The sequence below is a fragment of the Xenophilus arseniciresistens genome (assembly GCF_028023875.1).
Classification (GTDB): Bacteria; Pseudomonadota; Gammaproteobacteria; order Burkholderiales; family Burkholderiaceae_C; genus Xenophilus; species Xenophilus arseniciresistens.
This window is the reverse complement of the sequence record NZ_JAQIPB010000001.1, coordinates 795,589-812,636: the sequence shown is the minus strand read 5'-3', so window position 1 is coordinate 812,636 and position 17,048 is coordinate 795,589. Positions and strand designations below refer to the sequence as shown.

The 17,048-nt window shown below is 70.8% G+C and carries 17 protein-coding genes; 7 read left to right on the top strand and 10 right to left on the bottom strand.

The window, feature by feature from the left end:
• Positions 1-78 precede the first annotated feature (78 nt).
• On the bottom strand, positions 79-777 hold the full coding sequence (locus PGB34_RS03570) for a TIGR02117 family protein (RefSeq protein WP_271426689.1): 699 nt from the start codon (positions 775-777) through the stop codon (positions 79-81).
• A 2-nt stretch (positions 778-779) separates the two neighbouring features.
• Complete coding sequence (locus tag PGB34_RS03565) at positions 780-1,964, bottom strand: Y-family DNA polymerase (RefSeq protein WP_271426896.1); 1,185 nt, start codon at positions 1,962-1,964, stop codon at positions 780-782.
• A gap of 170 nt (positions 1,965-2,134) precedes the next feature.
• Between PGB34_RS03565 and PGB34_RS03560 the strand changes: the two genes are divergently transcribed.
• Both PGB34_RS03560 and PGB34_RS03555 read left to right on the top strand, forming a co-directional pair.
• On the top strand, positions 2,135-2,695 hold the full coding sequence (locus tag PGB34_RS03560; protein ID WP_271426688.1) for a putative glycolipid-binding domain-containing protein: 561 nt from the start codon (positions 2,135-2,137) through the stop codon (positions 2,693-2,695).
• Positions 2,696-2,976: 281 nt separating this feature from the next.
• Complete coding sequence (locus PGB34_RS03555) at positions 2,977-3,306, top strand: hypothetical protein (RefSeq protein ID WP_271426687.1); 330 nt, start codon at positions 2,977-2,979, stop codon at positions 3,304-3,306.
• Positions 3,307-3,322: 16 nt separating this feature from the next.
• Here PGB34_RS03555 and PGB34_RS03550 read toward each other — a convergent pair whose 3' ends face one another.
• The 7 genes from PGB34_RS03550 to PGB34_RS03520 all read right to left on the bottom strand — a co-directional run bounded on the left by PGB34_RS03550 (position 3,323) and on the right by PGB34_RS03520 (position 12,762).
• Positions 3,323-3,514 carry a hypothetical protein gene (locus PGB34_RS03550; RefSeq protein WP_271426686.1) on the bottom strand — a complete coding sequence of 64 codons (192 nt, stop codon included), beginning with the start codon at positions 3,512-3,514 and terminating at the stop codon, positions 3,323-3,325.
• Positions 3,515-3,577: 63 nt separating this feature from the next.
• A complete protein-coding gene (locus PGB34_RS03545; protein ID WP_271426685.1) occupies positions 3,578-7,705 on the bottom strand; it encodes a translocation/assembly module TamB domain-containing protein in 4,128 nt (1,375 codons plus the stop codon).
• A gap of 30 nt (positions 7,706-7,735) precedes the next feature.
• On the bottom strand, positions 7,736-9,592 hold the full coding sequence (locus PGB34_RS03540) for an autotransporter assembly complex protein TamA (RefSeq protein WP_271426895.1): 1,857 nt from the start codon (positions 9,590-9,592) through the stop codon (positions 7,736-7,738).
• 214 nt (positions 9,593-9,806) lie between these two features.
• Positions 9,807-10,994, bottom strand: a complete 1,188-nt coding sequence (locus tag PGB34_RS03535) for a vWA domain-containing protein (protein ID WP_271426684.1) — start codon at positions 10,992-10,994, stop codon at positions 9,807-9,809.
• Positions 10,995-11,019: 25 nt separating this feature from the next.
• On the bottom strand, positions 11,020-11,634 hold the full coding sequence (locus PGB34_RS03530) for a GNAT family N-acetyltransferase (RefSeq protein WP_271426683.1): 615 nt from the start codon (positions 11,632-11,634) through the stop codon (positions 11,020-11,022).
• An 11-nt stretch (positions 11,635-11,645) separates the two neighbouring features.
• Positions 11,646-11,903 carry a hypothetical protein gene (locus PGB34_RS03525; RefSeq protein WP_271426682.1) on the bottom strand — a complete coding sequence of 86 codons (258 nt, stop codon included), beginning with the start codon at positions 11,901-11,903 and terminating at the stop codon, positions 11,646-11,648.
• Positions 11,904-11,919: 16 nt separating this feature from the next.
• Complete coding sequence (locus PGB34_RS03520; RefSeq protein WP_271426681.1) at positions 11,920-12,762, bottom strand: AAA family ATPase; 843 nt, start codon at positions 12,760-12,762, stop codon at positions 11,920-11,922.
• A gap of 156 nt (positions 12,763-12,918) precedes the next feature.
• On the opposite strand from PGB34_RS03520, the gene PGB34_RS03515 reads away from it, so the two are divergent.
• Positions 12,919-13,605 (top strand): c-type cytochrome, encoded by a 687-nt coding sequence (locus tag PGB34_RS03515; protein WP_271426680.1) that lies wholly within the window; start codon positions 12,919-12,921, stop codon positions 13,603-13,605.
• 40 nt (positions 13,606-13,645) lie between these two features.
• Here PGB34_RS03515 and PGB34_RS03510 read toward each other — a convergent pair whose 3' ends face one another.
• Complete coding sequence (locus PGB34_RS03510; RefSeq protein WP_271426679.1) at positions 13,646-14,080, bottom strand: DUF1841 family protein; 435 nt, start codon at positions 14,078-14,080, stop codon at positions 13,646-13,648.
• A gap of 180 nt (positions 14,081-14,260) precedes the next feature.
• Between PGB34_RS03510 and PGB34_RS03505 the strand changes: the two genes are divergently transcribed.
• The 4 genes from PGB34_RS03505 to PGB34_RS03490 all read left to right on the top strand — a co-directional run bounded on the left by PGB34_RS03505 (position 14,261) and on the right by PGB34_RS03490 (position 16,989).
• Positions 14,261-14,944: a phosphatase PAP2 family protein gene (locus tag PGB34_RS03505; protein WP_271426678.1), complete on the top strand. Its 684-nt coding sequence runs from the start codon at positions 14,261-14,263 to the stop codon at positions 14,942-14,944.
• 109 nt (positions 14,945-15,053) lie between these two features.
• On the top strand, positions 15,054-15,332 hold the full coding sequence (locus PGB34_RS03500) for an acyl carrier protein (protein WP_271426677.1): 279 nt from the start codon (positions 15,054-15,056) through the stop codon (positions 15,330-15,332).
• Positions 15,329-16,558 (top strand): beta-ketoacyl-[acyl-carrier-protein] synthase family protein, encoded by a 1,230-nt coding sequence (locus PGB34_RS03495; protein ID WP_271426676.1) that lies wholly within the window; start codon positions 15,329-15,331, stop codon positions 16,556-16,558. The genes PGB34_RS03500 and PGB34_RS03495 overlap by 4 nt, the downstream gene beginning before the upstream one ends.
• Positions 16,555-16,989: a DUF4189 domain-containing protein gene (locus PGB34_RS03490; protein WP_271426675.1), complete on the top strand. Its 435-nt coding sequence runs from the start codon at positions 16,555-16,557 to the stop codon at positions 16,987-16,989. Before PGB34_RS03495 ends, PGB34_RS03490 begins: the two co-directional genes overlap by 4 nt.
• The last annotated feature ends 59 nt before the right edge of the window (positions 16,990-17,048 follow it).

Genomic DNA, 17,048 nt, shown 5'->3' with positions numbered 1-17,048 from the left:
CCACTGTGCGGCAGGCCGGCGCCAGCGGCTGTAGGACTCGCAGGCCCGCCGCCAGGGCCGCCGCGGCGCTGCTGCGTGTCAGTCGCCAGCCTGCGCCAGCGGCTGCAGGTGCCAGCGCACCCCGAAGTCGAACGGCGCCCACGGCGGCACAGCCACGCCTGCGGCGCGCAGGGCCTCGGCGGTCCATTCATTGCAGGTGCGCATCAGGTTGTAGTGGCCGGTGGCTTCGTAGAAGGCGTCCTGCGCGTGGTAGTGCGCGCCCGCAATCGGCTGCGCCTTGCCCTGCGGCAGGCTGCGCTGCACATGGCGCAGCAGTTGCGCGTGCTGCGCGGTGCTCACGGGCAGCCGCCAGGTCTGGCCAGCGGGCAACTGGTCGCGCTGCAGCCAGCTCACATGCAGGGCCGCGGGGTGCCGGCCCAGCAGCGCGCCCAGTGCGCGGGGCAGGGTCAGGTCGGCCCAGGTGGGCGTGTGCAGGTAGAACTCCCGGTCGCCCCAGCCGATGGCCACGAACTCGGCATCGGCCGGCGCGGCCTGCGCATGCGAAGGCGCAAAGAGCGCGGTCCAGTCCACGCCGCCGCCGCGCAGCGGCAGCACCAGATCGGTGTGCACGCCGTTGCTGATGACGTAGGCCTCGATCGCATCGCCGCCGGGCGCGGTGGCGGGCTTCACGGGCCAGGCCAGCGCGGTCAGCGCCAGCACGACGTAGAGCACGGGTGCGGCCACCAGCATCGTCAGTTGCCACAGAAAAAAGCGGCGCAGGGCGGTGCGCGTGCGCATGCTCAGAACAGCGAGGCCGTCACCGGCACCGGTGCGGCGGCCGCGGCGCGGCTGACGGGCGCTTGCGCCTCGGGGCTGTCGGCGCGCACCAGCGAGCCCACGCGCACGCCCAGCAGGCGCAGCGGCTGCGCCAGCGGCGCGCGCTTGAGCGCCAGGCCCGCGGTGCGGCGGATCAGCGCCGGATCGGCCGTGTAACGGTCCAGGCTCTGGTCGCGCGTGGCGATGCGGAAGTCGTCATAACGCAGCTTCACGCCGATGGTGCGGCCCACATAGCCCTTGCGCTGCAGGTCCTCGGCCACGCGCCGGCACAGGTCGGTGAAGATGGCGCCCAGCTCGGCCTTGTCGCGTACTGCGTGCAGGTCGCGGTCGAAGGTGGTCTCGCGGCTCATCGAGACCGGCTCGCTCTCGGTCACCACGGGCCGCTCGTCGCGCCCCCAGGCCATCTCGTGCATCCAGGCGCCGCTGGCGTTGCCGAAGCGCTCGATCAGCCAGCTGCGCTCGCAGGCCGCCAGCTCGCCGACGGTGCGGATGCCCAGCTTCTCGAGCCTGGCGTCGGCCTTGGGGCCGATGCCGTTGACCTTGCGCACGGGCAGCGGCCAGATGCGCGCCTGGAGGTCGGCCTCGTGCAGGATGGTGATGCCGTTGGGCTTGTCCATCTCGCTGGCCAGCTTGGCCAGCAGCTTGTTGGGCGCCACGCCGATGGAGCAGGTCAGGCCCGTGGCCGCGAAGATGGACTTCTGGATCAGCCGCGCCAGCACGCGCCCGCCCTCGCGCTGGCCGCCGGGCACGTCGGTGAAGTCGATGTAGACCTCATCCACGCCGCGGTCCTGCATGACGGGCGCGATGTCGGTGATGATGGCCTTGAACTGGCGCGAGATGCGGCGCACCTCTTCAAAGTCCACCGGCAGCACGATGGCCTGCGGGCACAGCTTGGCGGCTTTCATCATGCCCATGGCCGAGCCCACGCCGAACTGGCGCGCCGGGTAGGTGGCGGTGGTGATCACGCCGCGGCCCACATAGTCCCTGAGCAGCGGAAAGGCCTCGGCCGGGATTTCGTGCTGCGGCACCCCCGCCCAGTCGCGCGCGAGCATCTCATCGACCTTGCGCCTGCCGCCGCCGATCACCATCGGCAGGCCCTTGAGCTGCGGATAGCGCAGCAGCGCCACGGACGCGAAAAAGGCGTCCATGTCGAGGTGGGCGATGCGGCGCACGGATGGGGGGCTCACCCGCGCTATTGTCTTTGCCCCGGCCACGCCGGGCCGGCCCGCACGTGGCCCGACCCGCAGCCGCGCACGTCTTTTCCGATAGGCGCAAGCGGCACTTGCGCGGCCCCCGGGCGAGGGCCATCATGCGGCCCATGCACACCGTCGCCACCCTTCTCTGGCGCCGCCTCGATGCCCCCGGGCACGACGCCTGTCGCCTCGACCAAAACGATGTCGCCTGGCAGCTCGACGGCGCCGCCGTGTTCCGGCACGGCGACGGTCGCATCGCGCAGCTGCACTACCGCGTGCGCTGCGACCGCCACTGGCACACGCAGTGGGGCACGGTGCGCGGCTGGCTGGGCGAAACCGCCATCGACCTCTCGGTGGCGCATGGCGCCAAGGGCTGGACGCTCAACGAACAGCCGGTGCCCGAACTCTCGCACTGCGTGGACCTGGACCTGGGCTTCACGCCCGCTACCAACCTTTTGCAGCTGCGCCGCCTGCATCTGGCCGAAGGCGAGGCCGCCGAGGTCCCCGTCGCCTGGCTGGACATGGCCGATGCCAGCCTGGGCCTGCTGGAGCAGCGCTACGAACATCTGGCGCCGGGCCGCTACGGCTATGCGGCGCCGCGGCTGGACTTCCGCACCGAGCTGGCGGTCGACGCCCAGGGCTTCGTGCATGACTATCCGCCGCTGTGGCAGGCCGATTCGGCCTGATACGGTTTCGCCTTCAAACGCATAGCTTCGTTGGGCTGCCTTGCCGTGCGTCAGCACTGTCGGCGGCACCCCGCCTCGCTCCGCGCTTGAATGCAAAACCGTAGGAGTGGCACGCGCGGCGCTCACACGCCCTTCGTCCTGGGACCGCCCGCGCGGAAGTCCCATTCCTACAGGCAGGACCGGGCCAGCCTCCTAAGTTGGACTGCATGCAAGCCGCCGGGCGCACGCCTCCTGCAGGCGCCGCGCGGCGGGGAGCCTGACACCCAGCCGGAGAGAACGCCATGCCTCAAAGCCCGTCCACCCATCCCGATCCGCAAGCCCATGCCCACCCGCGCACGCGCGAGCCCGAAGCCGCGCGCGCGGGCGGCGCCACGCAGCGCACGCCCGCACCCGGCACCAACGGCCGCATGACCGAACGCGACAACCAGCGCATCCTTCGCATTGCGCTGGTGGTCGTGGTCCTGGCCTTCGCGGGCGTGCTGATGCTCAACGCCTTCTGGCAGCCGGGGGCGCGCATCGGCCACAGCGCGGCGCCGCAGCAGGCCGCGCCGCCCGCAGCCGCCAGTGCGCAGCCGGGCAGCGGCACGCCCGCGCCCGCCGCACCGCGCTGACGCCGCAGGCGGTGCCTCAGCGTCCGCTGCGCCGCGCGACGATGGCCGCCACGTACAGCACCAGCGCGCCGATGCCAAAGCGCGTGGCCCACACGGGGTTCTGCTGAAAGGAAAACCAGGCGGCCACGAAGGCGCAGCCGGCGCCTGCAATCATGAGAGCCAGGATCCAGGGCTTGAAGGGTTTGCGCGGGGGCAGCGGAGCGATCATGGGGCGCGAGGGTAGCAAAGCCGCCGCGCGCAGCGGCGCCAATGCCCCGCTGCGGCGCCGGCCTCAGTCGTACTTCACCGTGTAGATGAGGTCCACCGCGCTCTGCTGGCCGGCCTGGCCGCGCAGCGTGAGGTTGCGCGTGAGGTCGTAGAAGATGAACAGGGTGCCCAGCGCACCGGCCAGGCTGCGTTCGTAGGTCACGTAGAAGTCCTTGGACAGGCGCTTGCCCAGCGTGACCGAGGACTCCGTCAGTTCGCCGCCGCCCGGCCCCTTGAAGCCGATCTCGTCCAGCCCGAAGCGGCTGGCCAGGCTGCCGCCCGACTGGCCCTTGCCCAGGCCGCCCAGCAGCGCCAGCGCGGCCTGCTGCATCAGGATGGCCTCGCCGCCGCTGGCCGCCGAAGCCCGGCCCAGGATCACCCACGACAGCGTTTCCGCATCCGAGAGCACCGGGTCTGAATAAAGCGCCACGCGCGGCGCCTGTGCGCTGCCCGTGATGCGCACGCCCGCGCGCTGCGTGATGTTGGGGCGCAGCGCGAAGATGTCCAGCTGCGGGTTGTCGACCACGCCGTTGAAGCGGGCCAGGCCGCTTTCCACGTCCAGCGCCTGGCCGTAGGCCCGGTACTGGCCCTGCACCGTGCGCACCTCGCCGGTCACGCGCGGCGCGGCCGTCAGACTGTTGGCGCGGATGTCCAGCGCGCCCTCGAGGCGCGTGGTGATGCCGCGGCCCTGCACGGCGAAGTCGTTGCCGAGGTCGAAGCTCAGCTCGATGTCGGGCGGCCGGCGCAGCAGGGGCTGCTGGGGCTTTTCGGCGTCCTGCGCGTCGGCATTGCTGCGCGCGCGCGCCTCGCGCTCGGCCTTCTCGCGCGCTTCCTTCTCGATGGCGGCCGAACGCACCACCACGTCGCTGCCCAGGCTGGGCGCGCTTTCGTCGGGCAGGATGATGGCGGCGCGGTCGGCCGTGATCTTGCCGCGCACCTGCAACTGGCCGTCCTGCAGCCGGGTCTGCAGATTGCCGGACACGGTCACCTGGCGGTCGGTGCGCACCAGCGCGCGCAGGCGTTGCACCTCGGCCTGCAGGTCGATGCGCGGCGCGCTGGCGCTCCACTGCGCCTCGCCGCGCACCGTCAGGCGCCCGCCGTCGCGCCCCAGTTCGCTGCCCACGGTGCTCAGGTTGCCGCCGCGCCCGGCAATGCGCACCCGGCTGGCCTGCCCGCCCTGCAGCGTGAATTCGTCGATGCGCATGCGGTCGCCGGCCAGGGTGGCGCGCAGGCGGCCGTCGCGCAGGTCCAGCCCTTCCACGCGTGCGCGCAGCGCCAGCTGGTCCGCCGCCAGCGTGCCGTTCCAGCGCGGCTCGGCCCGGTTGCCGCCGAGCGTGGCATCGGCCTGCAGCGAGCCGGCCACGCGCCAGCCCGGCGGCGCCAGCATGGACCACACGCCCAACTGCGGCAGGGCTGCGCGCACGCGCCCGCTCAGCGGTGCGTCGGGGGCCCATTGCCAGCCGCCGCCCTGCTGCACCAGCCGCGTGCCGGCTTCGGCGTTGATGGTGCCCGCGCGTTCGCTGTCCCACACCAGCGAGGCCTGCAGCGCGTCGCCATCGGCGCGCAGCAGCAGCTCGGCCTGGCGCAGGCCGGCCGGCGTGCCCGGGCCTTCGTCGGTCGGCGTCATGGTGATTTCGCTGCGCGTGCCGGTGCCGCGGCTTTCGATGCGCCGCACCAGCGCCGCTTCGCCGGCCTGCACGCGCAGGTCGCCGCTGGCGCGGGCCACGCGGGCCTGGGCCCGCAGGCGGTCGGCGGCGTCGATGTCCCAGTCGCCGTCGAACACGAGGTCGCCGCTGATGCCCATTTCGCGCAGGCTGGCGTCGCCGCCAAAGGCGCGGGCCCAGGCCATGGGCAGGCCGCGCATGCGCCCCTTCGATTGCAGGCGCAGGCTGGCGCCCTGGGCGCCGCTGCGCTGCTGCAGGCGCAGCGGTTCCCAGTCGATGCTGACGGTGCCGGGCACGGGGCCGTTGAGCGTGACGCCGGCGGCCGAGCCCTGCACCTCGATCAGCCCCTGGCTGATGCGCACCTGGCTGCTGAATTCGCGCGTGAGCGCCAGCGTCCAGGGCGCGAGCTGCTGCTGCGGCTGCGTGCCGGCTTGCACGTCCTGGGCCTGGGCGCGCAAGCGGGCCAGCTGCAGCCGCCATTCGCCCGCGCGCTGCAGGCCGCCGCTGGCCTGGGTGTCCAGCGACAGGCGCTGGGTGCCGCGCTCGGCCTGGCCCTGCAGCGCAAGGCTGGCTTGCGCAAGCCGCCCTTCGAGCGTGGCGCGCACGCCGCGCAGCAGCACGGGCGCGGGTCGCGGTGCCTGGGCATCGGCTGCAGCCTGCTGCAGCGCCAGGCTGGGCACCTCGAGCCGCGCGTTGACCGTGGGCTCGGCGCTGCCGCGCGGCAGCGGCTGGCCCGGGTTCTGCAACTGCTGCATGAAGCTCTGCCAGCCGCCCTGCCAGCGCGCATCGAGCCGCGCTTCGCCGCGCAGGCTGTTGCCGGCAAAGACCTTGGACAGGCCGGGCAGGCTTTCGACCCAGCCTTGCAGCGCGCTGGCGTCGCGCAGTTGCAGTTGCGCCTGGCCGTTGCCCTGCGCGGGCGCCATGCGGCCGTCGATGTCGAGGCTGGCGCCGGGCAGCGTGGCCTGCAGCTTCGCGCTGCCCGCCTGTTCGGCGATGCGGGCCTGGCCCTGGCCGCGCACGTCCACGCGCGCGGCCTGCACGCGCAGGTTGCGCAGCTCCAGCAGCTGCGCCGGCAGGCTCCAGCGGCCCCGGGCCTGCGCCAGTTGCAGGTTCAGCCCCTCGAGCGCGCGTGCGCCGGCGCCTTCGCCCGCGGCCTGCAGGTCCACGTCGAAGTCCAGCACCGTGCCTTCGCTTTCGGCGCCCGCGGCTTTCTGCGTGGCCTTGATCTCGCCGCGGATGGGCGCGCCGGCCAGTTGGGTGTGCAGCAGGCCGGGCCGCAGGTCGCGCACGGTGGCTTCGATCTGCCAGGGCGCGGGTGCGGGCCGCCATTCGCCTTGGGCTTCGATGCTGCCGCGGCCGGCCTCGATGCGGGCTTCGCGCACGCGCACGGCCTGCTCGGCCGCGTTGTAGTGGAGCTGGGCCTGCAGGGCCTGCACGGGCAGACCGCCTTCGTCCCAGGGCGCGGCGGCGGCATTGCGCAGCTCGGCATCGAGCGCCCAGGCCTGCTGCGTGCCGGCGCTCTCGTCGGGGCGCACGGTGATTTCGCCGCTCAGTTGGGTGCGCGGCGCCTGCGGCAGCAGCCAGGCCGCATCGATGTTGCGCAGCCGGGCCAGGGCATCGACCACCGGCTGCGGCGCCCAGGGCGCGATGTTGGCCTTGAGCAGCGCATCGACGGGGCGCGCGGGATCGGCCTCGCCTGCGGGCTGCAGCGTGGCTTCGACGGCCAGGCGCGCATCAGGCCCGGCCAGTTGGCCCGTGGCACTGGCCTGGGCCTGCAATTGCAGCGGCGCTTCGCCCTCTTGCAGGGCGGCCTGCACGCGGCCCTGCAGCGCGAGCTTCAGGTCCATGGGCGCCGGGCCCTGCAGCTTCATCGTGCCGCTGTAGTGGCCGTCGGCCACGTCCACGCCGTCGAGCTGCAGATGGTGGGCCTGGCCTTCATAGCGGTAGCGGCCGGCCAGGGCCTGCACCGTGAGAGCCGGCGGGCCCACCCATTCGATGGTCTGCACCTTGAAGGGCAGGTCCACGTCCACCGGCAGCGGCAGTCCCTGCAGCGGCTGCAGGGGCTCGGCCGGCTTGTCGGGCTGGGGGAAGGATTCGATGCGCACGTGCGCGGCCCGCACTTCGCCCAGCTGCACCTTGCGGCTCAGCAGCGGGCGCAGCAGCCAGCCGATGTCGGCGTCCTGCACCGTGACCTGCATCGCGTCGCTGCGCCACTGCAGATGGTCGATGTGGCCGCCGCGCCGCACCGAGCCGCTGACCTCGCGCGTCTCCAGGGTCTGGCCCGCGGGCATCAGCCGCGCCACGCGCGCCAGCGTGGCGGCCAGCGACTGGTCGGTGCCGGCCCACCACCACAGCGCGCCACCCAGCGCGATCAACAGCGCCGCAAGGCCGGCCAGGCTCCAGCCCAGCCAGCGCAGCACGCGGCGGCCCCGGCGGCGGCGCGGCGCGCTGCTGGCGGCGGTGTGCGTGGCGAGGGTCTGTTCGTCCATCGGAAAAAAAACGCGGCAGAAAAAAGCCGATCAGAAAGAGAAGCCCAGGCGCAGGTGCAGCCTGAATTTCTTGACGTCCACGCCGTAGGCCAGATCGGCCTGCACCGGCCCCACGGGGCTGGCCCAGCGCGCGCCCACGCCCACGCCGACCTTGAACTTGTTCAGCGCATTGGCCTTGTCGGCCACGGCGCCCGCATCCACGAAGGCCACGCTCTCCCAGTCGGTGCGCTTGCCGTTCCACACCACGGGCCGCTGCCATTCCACGCTGGCGACGGCCATGTAGCGGCCGGCCACCGTGGCACCCACGGCATCGAGCGTGCCGATCTGGCGGTAGCTGTAGCCGCGCACGCTGGTGTCGCCGCCGGTCAAGAAGAGCAAGGTGCTGGGGATGCGGGCCGAGTCCTTGGCCACCACGCCGCCCAGCTCCGCGCGCAGCGCCAGGCGCGAGCGGCGCGCGTCGAGCGAGCCCTCGCCGGGCTCGGCCCGGCCCAGCGGCACCACGCCCAGCCAGCGCGCATAGGCGCGCGTGAAGGGCAGGCGCTGGCCCGACAGCGCATAGCCCGCGCCCAGCTCCAGCGCCAGGCCCCAGCCGCGGCGCGGCGCGCCGGCGTCGTCGAAGTAGCGGCCCGTCCAGTGCCAGTTCACGCTCAGCGCAGAGGCCGAGGGCGGCGCGCTTTCGCCCACGTTCTCGGCATAGTCGTACTGGAGGAAGGTGGCGTAGTCGATGTGGTCGCCGGCCTTGCTCAGGCCGTAGCGCACGCGGCCGCTGTTCACGTCGTAGGTGCCGGCCTGCTCCTTCTTCAGCTCGCCCAGCGCGCCCCAGCGCCAGCCGCTTTCGCCGGGCAGCGAGGTCCAGGTGGTGTTGAGCACCTGCGTGTCGCGCTCCACCGAGAGCTTGGAGACGGCGCGCCAGCCCAGCAGCGGCATGCGGTTGTGGATGTGGTCCACCGACACGCGCGGGCCGTTGTCGGTGGTGAAGCCCACGCCCAGCACCACCTTCTGGTAGGGCGCCTCGCGCACCTGGGCGATCACGGGGGCGAAGGTGGGCAGGCCCTGCTCGGTGTCCAGCGTGAGGAAGACCGAGTCGTAGTAGCCGCTGCTGGCCAGGCGCTGCTGCGCGTCGAGCAGCTTCTGCTGGTCATACACCTCGCCCGTGGGCACGCGCGCGATGCGGCGCGCGCCGTCGGCGTCGTAGCGCTCGGCGCCGCGCAACTGCAGTGCGCCGAAGCGGTAGGCCGGGCCCGAGTGGTAGGTGACCGACAGGCGCGCGCGGCTGCGGTCGGCATCGATGTCGGCGCGGCTGAACTGCACGCTGCCGGTGGGAAAGCGCCGGGCCGTCAGGGCGCGCAGGCCCACGGTCTTGGCGTTGTCCCAACTCTGCTGCGTGAACACCTGGCCCGGTGCCAGGCTCCAGCCGCTGCGGATCAGCTCGCGCTGCACGCGCGCGTCTTCATCGCTGGTGATGGGGCCGGCGAAATCCACCTGCACCGCCTCCACCTGCGTGCGCTCGCCGGGCTGCACGCGCACCACGATGCGGTGCGGCGCCTTGCGGTCTTCGGGCCGGTCCTGCAGCTCCAGCGTGAGCGCGGGCGTGAAGTAGCCCTGCGTGGCCAGCAACTGGCGCGCGTTGGCCTCGGCCGCCACCATCAGGCGCGAGACTTCGGCCAGTTCCAGGTCATCGAGCTGCCGGTAGCGCTGCAGCTCCAGGTGCTTTTCCAGCAGCTCGCGCAGCTCGTCGTCGTCCGCCAGCACCTCGACGCTGAACGCGTGGTTTTCCGGCGCGGGCGCGCTGCCTGGCGCATCGGCCTGCACGGCCGAGGCGCTGGCGTCCGCTTCGGCCGCCGCATCCCCGCGCCCGGGCAGCAGGCTGCAGCCCTGCAGCAGCATCAGCAGCAGCAGGGCCAGCACCAGCAGCCACCCCGACGCGGGCAGCCGCCAGCGGCCCGACACATCCGCATGAAGGGGTGTGGGCCGGCAAAAAAACGCCGGCTGGCAGGCCGGCGTGGGGGTCATCGGAGAACGTCGCGCCGCCCTGTGCATGGGAGGAATTCTGACATCCGGGGACAAGCCCCGATGTCGGAGATGGACTCAGAACCCGTCCTTACTTCGACAGCAGGCGCATCGCGTCTTCAAGCCCCTTGAGCGTGAGCGGGAACATGCGCTGGCTCATGAGCTGCTGCACCACCGAAATGCTCTGGCGGTACTGCCACACGCCCTGCGGCTCAGGGTTGATCCAGGCGAACTTGGGGAAGGCGTGCGTCAGGCGCTGCAGCCATTCGGCGCCGGCTTCCTCGTTGTTGTATTCCACGCTGCCACCGGGCTGCAGGATCTCGTAGGGGCTCATGGTGGCGTCGCCCACGAAGATCAGCTTGTAGTCCTTGTTGTACTTGCGGATCACGTCCCAGGTTGCGAACTTCTCGGAGAAGCGGCGCCGGTTGTTCTTCCACATGAAGTCGTAGACGCAGTTGTGGAAGTAATAGAACTCCAGGTGCTTGAACTCGGTCTTGACGGCCGAGAACAGCTCCTCCACGCGCGCGACGTGTTCGTCCATGGTGCCGCCCACGTCCATCAGCAGCAGCACCTTGACGTTGTTGTGCCGCTCGGGCCGCATCTTGATATCGAGGTAGCCGGCGTTGGCGGCGGTGCGGCTGATGGTCTCGTCGAGGTCCAGCTCGTCCTCATGGCCCTCGCGCGCAAAGCGGCGCAGCCGGCGCAGCGCCATCTTGATGTTGCGCGTGCCCAGCTCCTGGCTGTCGTCGTAGTCCTTGTAGGCGCGCTGGTCCCAGACCTTCACCGCGCTCTTGTTCTTGCCCTGGCCGCCGATGCGGATGCCCTGCGGGTTGTAGCCGCCGTGGCCGAAGGGCGAGGTGCCGCCGGTGCCGATCCACTTGCTGCCGCCCTCGTGGCGCTCCTTCTGCTCCTCGAAGCGCTTCTTGAGCGTTGCCATCAGCTCGTCCCAGCCCATCTTCTCGATGGCGGCCTTCTCCTCGGGCGTAAGCTCCTTCTCCAGCGTCTGGCGCAGCCAGTCCAGCGGCACTTCCTTGGTGAAGTCCGTGAGCATCTCCACGCCCTTGAAGTAGGCCGCAAAGGCGCGGTCGAACTTGTCGTAGTGCTTCTCGTCCTTCACCAGCGCCGTGCGGCTCAGGTAATAGAAGTCGTCCATGCTGTAGGCGTCGTCCGAGTTCGGACCCACCACATCGGACTGCAGCGCTTCCAGCAAGGTCAGGTATTCCTTGACCGACACCGGCAGCTTGGCCGCGCGCAGGGTGTAGAAGAAGTCGATCAGCATCGCGGATCTCCTGTTCGGGCTTTCATCAGCCCCGGGGCTTGTCCAGCAGGTACAGCAACTGCGCCTTCGCTTCGGGCCATTCGCCGCTGCGCAGGCTGTACATCACGGTGTCGCGGATCGTGCCGTCGCGGCGCAGGGCATGGCCGCGGATCACGCCGTCCTTCTTCGCGCCCAGCCGCTCGATGGCCGCCTGCGACGCGAAGTTGAAGTTGTCGGTGCGCCAGCCCACCACATGGCAGCCCAACTGCTCGAAGGCATGCTGCAGCATCAGCAGTTTGCAGGTGGTGTTGATGTGCGTGCGCTGGCAGCGCTTGGCATACCAGGTGTAGCCGATCTCCACGCGCCGCACGGCGGGCAGGATGTCGTGGTAGCTGGTGCTGCCCAGCACTTCGCCCGTGGCCTCGTCGGTCACGGCAAAGGCAAAGCGGTTGCCCTCTTCGCGCATCTTCAAGGCCGACTCGATGTAGGCGCGCGTTTCGCCCGGCGCGGGCACGGAGGTCACGCGCAGCTTCCACAGCTCGCCGTCGGCGGCTGCGGCGGCCAGGCCGGCTTCGTGCGACAGGGCCAGCGGCACCAGCTTCACGTCACGCAGGCCAAGCTCGACGGGCGCTATGGCAAAGGAGGATGAGGAGGAACTCATGGACGAGGCCATCAGACCGGCGGCGTGCCGTAGCGCCGCCTGTACCAGGTGCGCGCCAGTTGCACGCCACCTCCGCCGCCGATGCCGATCAGCGCGATGCCGCCCATGGCGCGGCCCGTGTAGCCTTCGGGGCCGAAGGCATCCCAGCCCAGCGCCAGGCCCAGCCAGCGGCCCAGCAGCGCGCCGACGAAGAAGGCCACGGCCTGGGCCAGGCCCAGCACCATCAACTGGCTGACCGGCGGGCTTGCGGGCGGCGTGGGGCGGGCCATGGCGTGCAGACCCGCTTCAGCGGTTGTGCCGCTGCATGAAGACCAGCTTCTCGAACAGGGTCACGTCCTGTTCGTTCTTGAGCAGCGCGCCCACCAGCGGCGGCACGGCCACTTTGTCGTCCTTGCTCTGCAGCGCCTCGAGCGGAATGTCCTCGGCCACCAGCAGCTTGAGCCAATCGAGCAGTTCGCTGGTGGAGGGCTTTTTCTTCAGGCCGGGCAGGTTGCGCACGTCGTAGAAGGTCTTCATCGCCGCGGCCAGCAGTTCCTGCTTCAGGCCCGGGAAGTGCACCGCGACGATGCTCTTCATCGTCTCCGCATCGGGGAACTTGATGTAGTGGAAGAAGCAGCGCCGCAGGAAGGCGTCGGGCAGCTCCTTCTCGTTGTTGGAGGTGATGAACACCAGCGGGCGGTGCTTGGCGCGGATCATCTCGCGCGTCTCGTAGCAGTAAAACTCCATGCGGTCGATTTCGCGCAACAGGTCGTTGGGGAATTCGATATCCGCCTTGTCGATCTCGTCGATCAACAATGCCACCGGTTGGTCGGAGGTGAAGGCCTGCCACAGCACACCCTTGACGATGTAGTTGTGGATGTCCTTGACCCGCTCGTCACCGAGTTGCGAGTCGCGCAGGCGGCTCACGGCGTCGTACTCGTACAGGCCCTGCTGCGCCTTGGTGGTGGACTTGATGTGCCACTGCAGCAGCGGCAGACCCAGCGCGGTGGAGACTTCCTCGGCCAGCATGGTCTTGCCGGTGCCGGGCTCGCCCTTGACGAGCAGCGGACGCTTGAGCGTGATGGCGGCATTGACGGCCAGCATCAGGTCCTGCGTGGCCACGTAATTGTCGGAACCCTTGAATTTCATGACAGGAGGGCGGATGAAAGGGTGGGAGGAGAGGCATCATTCCGATGCCGGCAAAGTCGCCGACCGGTCAGCGAGCCAAAGGGCCGTTGCAGGTGCGGCCCATATAATCAATCGCAGGTTGGGAACCCCCGATCTGCTTCAGATTGTGCGCGCAAAATGAACAAGCTGTTGACCACGATGTTCGCCCTGGCTGTCGCTTCTGCGACCACTTCGGCGTTGGCCCAGAGCCCTTCCGGCAAGGTGGAGGACGGGGCCAAGAAGACCGCGATGTGCGTGGGTTGCCATGGCATCCCGGGCTATCAGGCCTCCTTCCCCGAAGTGCATAAGGTGCCCAAGATTTCGGGCCAGAGCGCGAGCTACATCTCGGCCGCTCTCAATGCCTACAAGACAGGTGACCGGCGCCATCCGACGATGCGGGCCATCGCCGACACGCTGACCGAGCAGGACATCGCCGACCTGGCGGCCTACTACAGTCAGCATGGCATGGTGCAGGGCGCGGCCGCGGTGCCGGCCGATCCGGCCAACAAGCCGGGCGAGCGTCTGCAGTCGCTGATCGCGCGCAATGCCGACAGCTGCACCAAGTGCCACGGTGCGAACTTCAACACCCCCAACGACGGCACCGTGCCCAAGCTGGCGGGTCAGCATGCCGACTACCTGTATGTGGCGCTGAAGTCGTACAAGGCCAGCACCCATGCCACGGTGGGCCGCTCCAACGCGGTGATGGGCCTGCAGAGCAAGCCCTACACGCCGGCCGAGCTGCGCGAACTCTCGCGCTACATCGCCTCGCTGCCGGGCGAACTCAAGACGGTGCCCGAGCCGCGCCTGCACACGGCTGGCAAGTAGGGCAGGCGGGGCGCCAGGCGCGCTGCGTCTGGCGTTTTTGTCAATCCCGCGTGGCGCGGCGCTGCACGCAGTCCACATAGGCCATGCCGTCGGGCGGACGCCCGGCGCGCTGGCTTTCCCACATCATGCGGCCCAGGCATTCCATGGCCTCGTGGTGCGCTTCCAGCAATGAACCCCTGCGCGCCGCCAGCAGCTCAACAGCCTGGCGGATGCCGCGCGGCTGGTCGATGGAGCATTGCTCGCTGATCGACAGGTGCATCGAGAGGTGAAGGAAGGGGTTCTCGCGCCCGTCCTTGCCGTCGTACACGCGGCTGACGGCGGCATCGGCATCGGCCAGGTCGGCGTGGTACTCGGGGTGCTGCGCGATCCATTCGGCCGCGATGATCTCCAGCGCCTCCATGGGCTGGCCGGCGCGGCTCTTGGTGTAGACATTGCAGAAGAAGCGCCGCACTTCTTCCTGGGTGGGATTGAACATGATGGGCCGCAGTGTCGCACTGCTGCCCGTGCGGGGCCACGAAGGGGCGATGGAGGCCGCACGCGTGTGTGCGCTGCGAGCCGTCACACAAGGCGGGCAGCATCGCGGGCTTCCTGCGGCGGGTTCCATGCGCGCCACGCCGGCAGGCCACCCCAACTCTTGCACGATACTTCCGCGCCCATGCATGCCTCTGTCTCCCAATCCTGGACGCGCGAACTGGGCGCGCGCGTGCGCAGGCTGTTCTGGCTCAAGGGTCTGGGCACCACCGCCTGGGTCTGGGTCTTCTTCATCGGCTACTTCCACACGCTGCGCAACCCGGTCCATCCGGTCACGGTGATGCCGCTGACGGCGCTCGATGCCTGGGTGCCCTTCATGCCCTGGATGCTGGGTCCTTATCTTTCGCTGTGGCTCTACGTGGGCATCGCGCCGGGGCTGCTGCGCGACTTTCGTGCGCTGCTGGTCTACGGGCTGTGGTCGGGCGCGCTGTGCCTGACGGGGCTGGCGCTGTTCCATTTCTGGCCCACGCAGATCCCGCCGCTGGCCGTGGATGCGGGCGCGCCGGGCTTCGGCCTGCTGCAGGGCATCGACGCCGCGGGCAACGCCTGCCCGTCGATGCACGTGGCGATCTCGGTCTTCACGGCCGTGTGGATCGAACGCGCGCTGCGATTCATCGGCGCACCGGCGTGGCTGCGCGGCCTCAACGCCCTGTGGCTGCTGGCCATCTGCATCTCGACCCTGGCGGTGCGCCAGCATGTGGCGCTGGACGTGCTGGGCGGCGTGCTGCTGGGCGGCGTCTACGCCTGGATGTCGCTGCGCTGGAGCCCGGCCGAGCGCCTTCTGACGCAGGGCGAGCGGCTATCATGAACTCCCATCGCCGCGGGGTGCGGCGCCCGGCGGCCGCAGTGCCGCCAGGCCTGTGCACCTGCAGAAGGACGCCCGCACCTTGCGGCGACGCGCACGGAACCACGCACACATGAGCTCCCTGAAGGAACTGCAGGACCTGATCCAGGAAAAGTACGGCATCGACCCGGCCACGTTGGACCCGCAGGAGTCCATGCGCGAGAAGGGTTTCGATTCGCTGGCGATCGTCGAATTCCTGTTCGAGGTCGAGGATCGCCTGAAGGTCTCGCTGCCCGACCCGGACCCGAGCATCGAAACCCTGGCCGGCCTGGCCGCCGTCGTCGACCGCGCGCGCGCCGAGCAGCAGCAACAGCAGGTTGCTGCGGCCGAGCCACCGGCCGCAGCAGAATGAACACCGCGCGACCCGCCGTGGCCGTCACCGGCCTCGGCCTCATGGTGCCGCACGGCGAGACGCCGCAGGCGCTGTTCGACGCGCTGCTGCGCAGCGAATCGGCCATCCGTCCCGTCTTCCCCGAACTGGCCAAGCCGGCGGCAGCCGCCACCGTGGCCTTCGACGAATCGCGCTGGTTCACCAAGCTGCAGCTTTCGGGCGTGGACCGCGTGAGCCAGCTCGCCGTGGCGGCGGCCGACCTGGCCGTGAAGGACGCTGGCGGCCTGGACGGCGTGGAGCGCGAGCGCATCGGCGTGTTCGGCGGCTGCGGCATGGGCGGCGCCAATGCCATCGACAACGGCTACCGCTACGGCATCCAGGGCCGCATGCCGCCGCTGACCATTCCGGCCTTCATGCCCAACGCACCTGCTGCGCACGTGGCCATGCGGCTGCAGGCGCAGGGGCCGGTGTTCACCTACGCGGTGGCCTGTTCCTCATCGGCCATCGCCATCGCCGAAGCCGCCAAGGCCGTGCAGTGCGGCGAGGTGGACGTGGCCATTGCCGGCGGCAGCGAAGCGCTGATCGTGCCCGGCGTGGTGATGGCCTGGCAGGCCATGCAGACGCTGGCGGCCTTCCCGGCCGGCGACGCGCAGGCCGCGGCCACCGCCGTGCGGCCCTTCTCGGCCGAGCGCAGCGGCTTCGCGCTGGGCGAGGGCGCGGCCTTCGTGGTGCTCGAATCGGAAGCACGCGCCCGCGCCCGTGGTGCGCGCCGCTACGCCACCCTGGCCGGCTGGGGCCACAGCTGCGATGCCACGCACCTGACCAAGCCCGATGCGCCGGGCCAGGCGCGCGCGCTGCGCGCAGCCCTGCGCATGGCCGATCTGCAACCGCAGGACATCGGCTACTGCAACGCACACGGCACGGCCACCCGCATCGGCGACCCGATCGAGCGCGAGGCGCTGGCCCAGGTCTGGGGCGAGCATCTGGATGCACTGCCGGTCAGCTCCACCAAGGCGCTGCATGGCCACCTGCTGGGCGCCGCGGGCGCGCTCGAGGCCGTGATCTCGGTGTTGGCGCTGCACCGGCGCCAGTTGCCGCCGCAGGCCCATGTGCAGCAGCCCGACGCGGCCTGCGCGCTCAATCTGGTGCAGCCCGAGGCCATCGAGGCCCCGGCGCTGGAGGCCGTGATCAGCAGCTCCTTCGCCTTCGGCGGCTCCAACGCGGCGCTGCTGTTCCGCCGCGCATGAGCGGCCCGGCGCCACCCCGCTCGGTGCGTGGCCTCACGCTGGCGCTGGCGCTGTGCGCGGGCGCGGCCAGCGCGCAAAGCGCAGATGCTGCTGGACCCAGCCCGCGCTGGGGCGCCATTGCCGTGCAGCAGCAGCTCTTCGGCTATGCCTTTGACCAGCCCACGCGCGCAGCCGCCGAACAGGCGGCACGCGCCCAGTGCGCGGCGGCCGTGGCCAAGGCCCGCACCAGCAAGGGCGGCGCCGCGTGCGAAGTGCGCACCGCCTTCAACCGCCAGTGCGCCGCACTGGCCTTCGGCAACTTCGGCGAGTGGGGCGCGGCCAGCGCGCCCACGCGCGAACAGGCCGCCCGGGAAGCCACGCACCAGTGCAACGAACACCTGCCCACCGAGCCCTGCAAGGTGGCCGTGCAGGTGTGCTCGGCCGCACCCTGAGCCTGCGTGCGTCGCGCGCCGCAGCCCCTGGATGAGGCAAGGGTGACAGCCGCATCGCG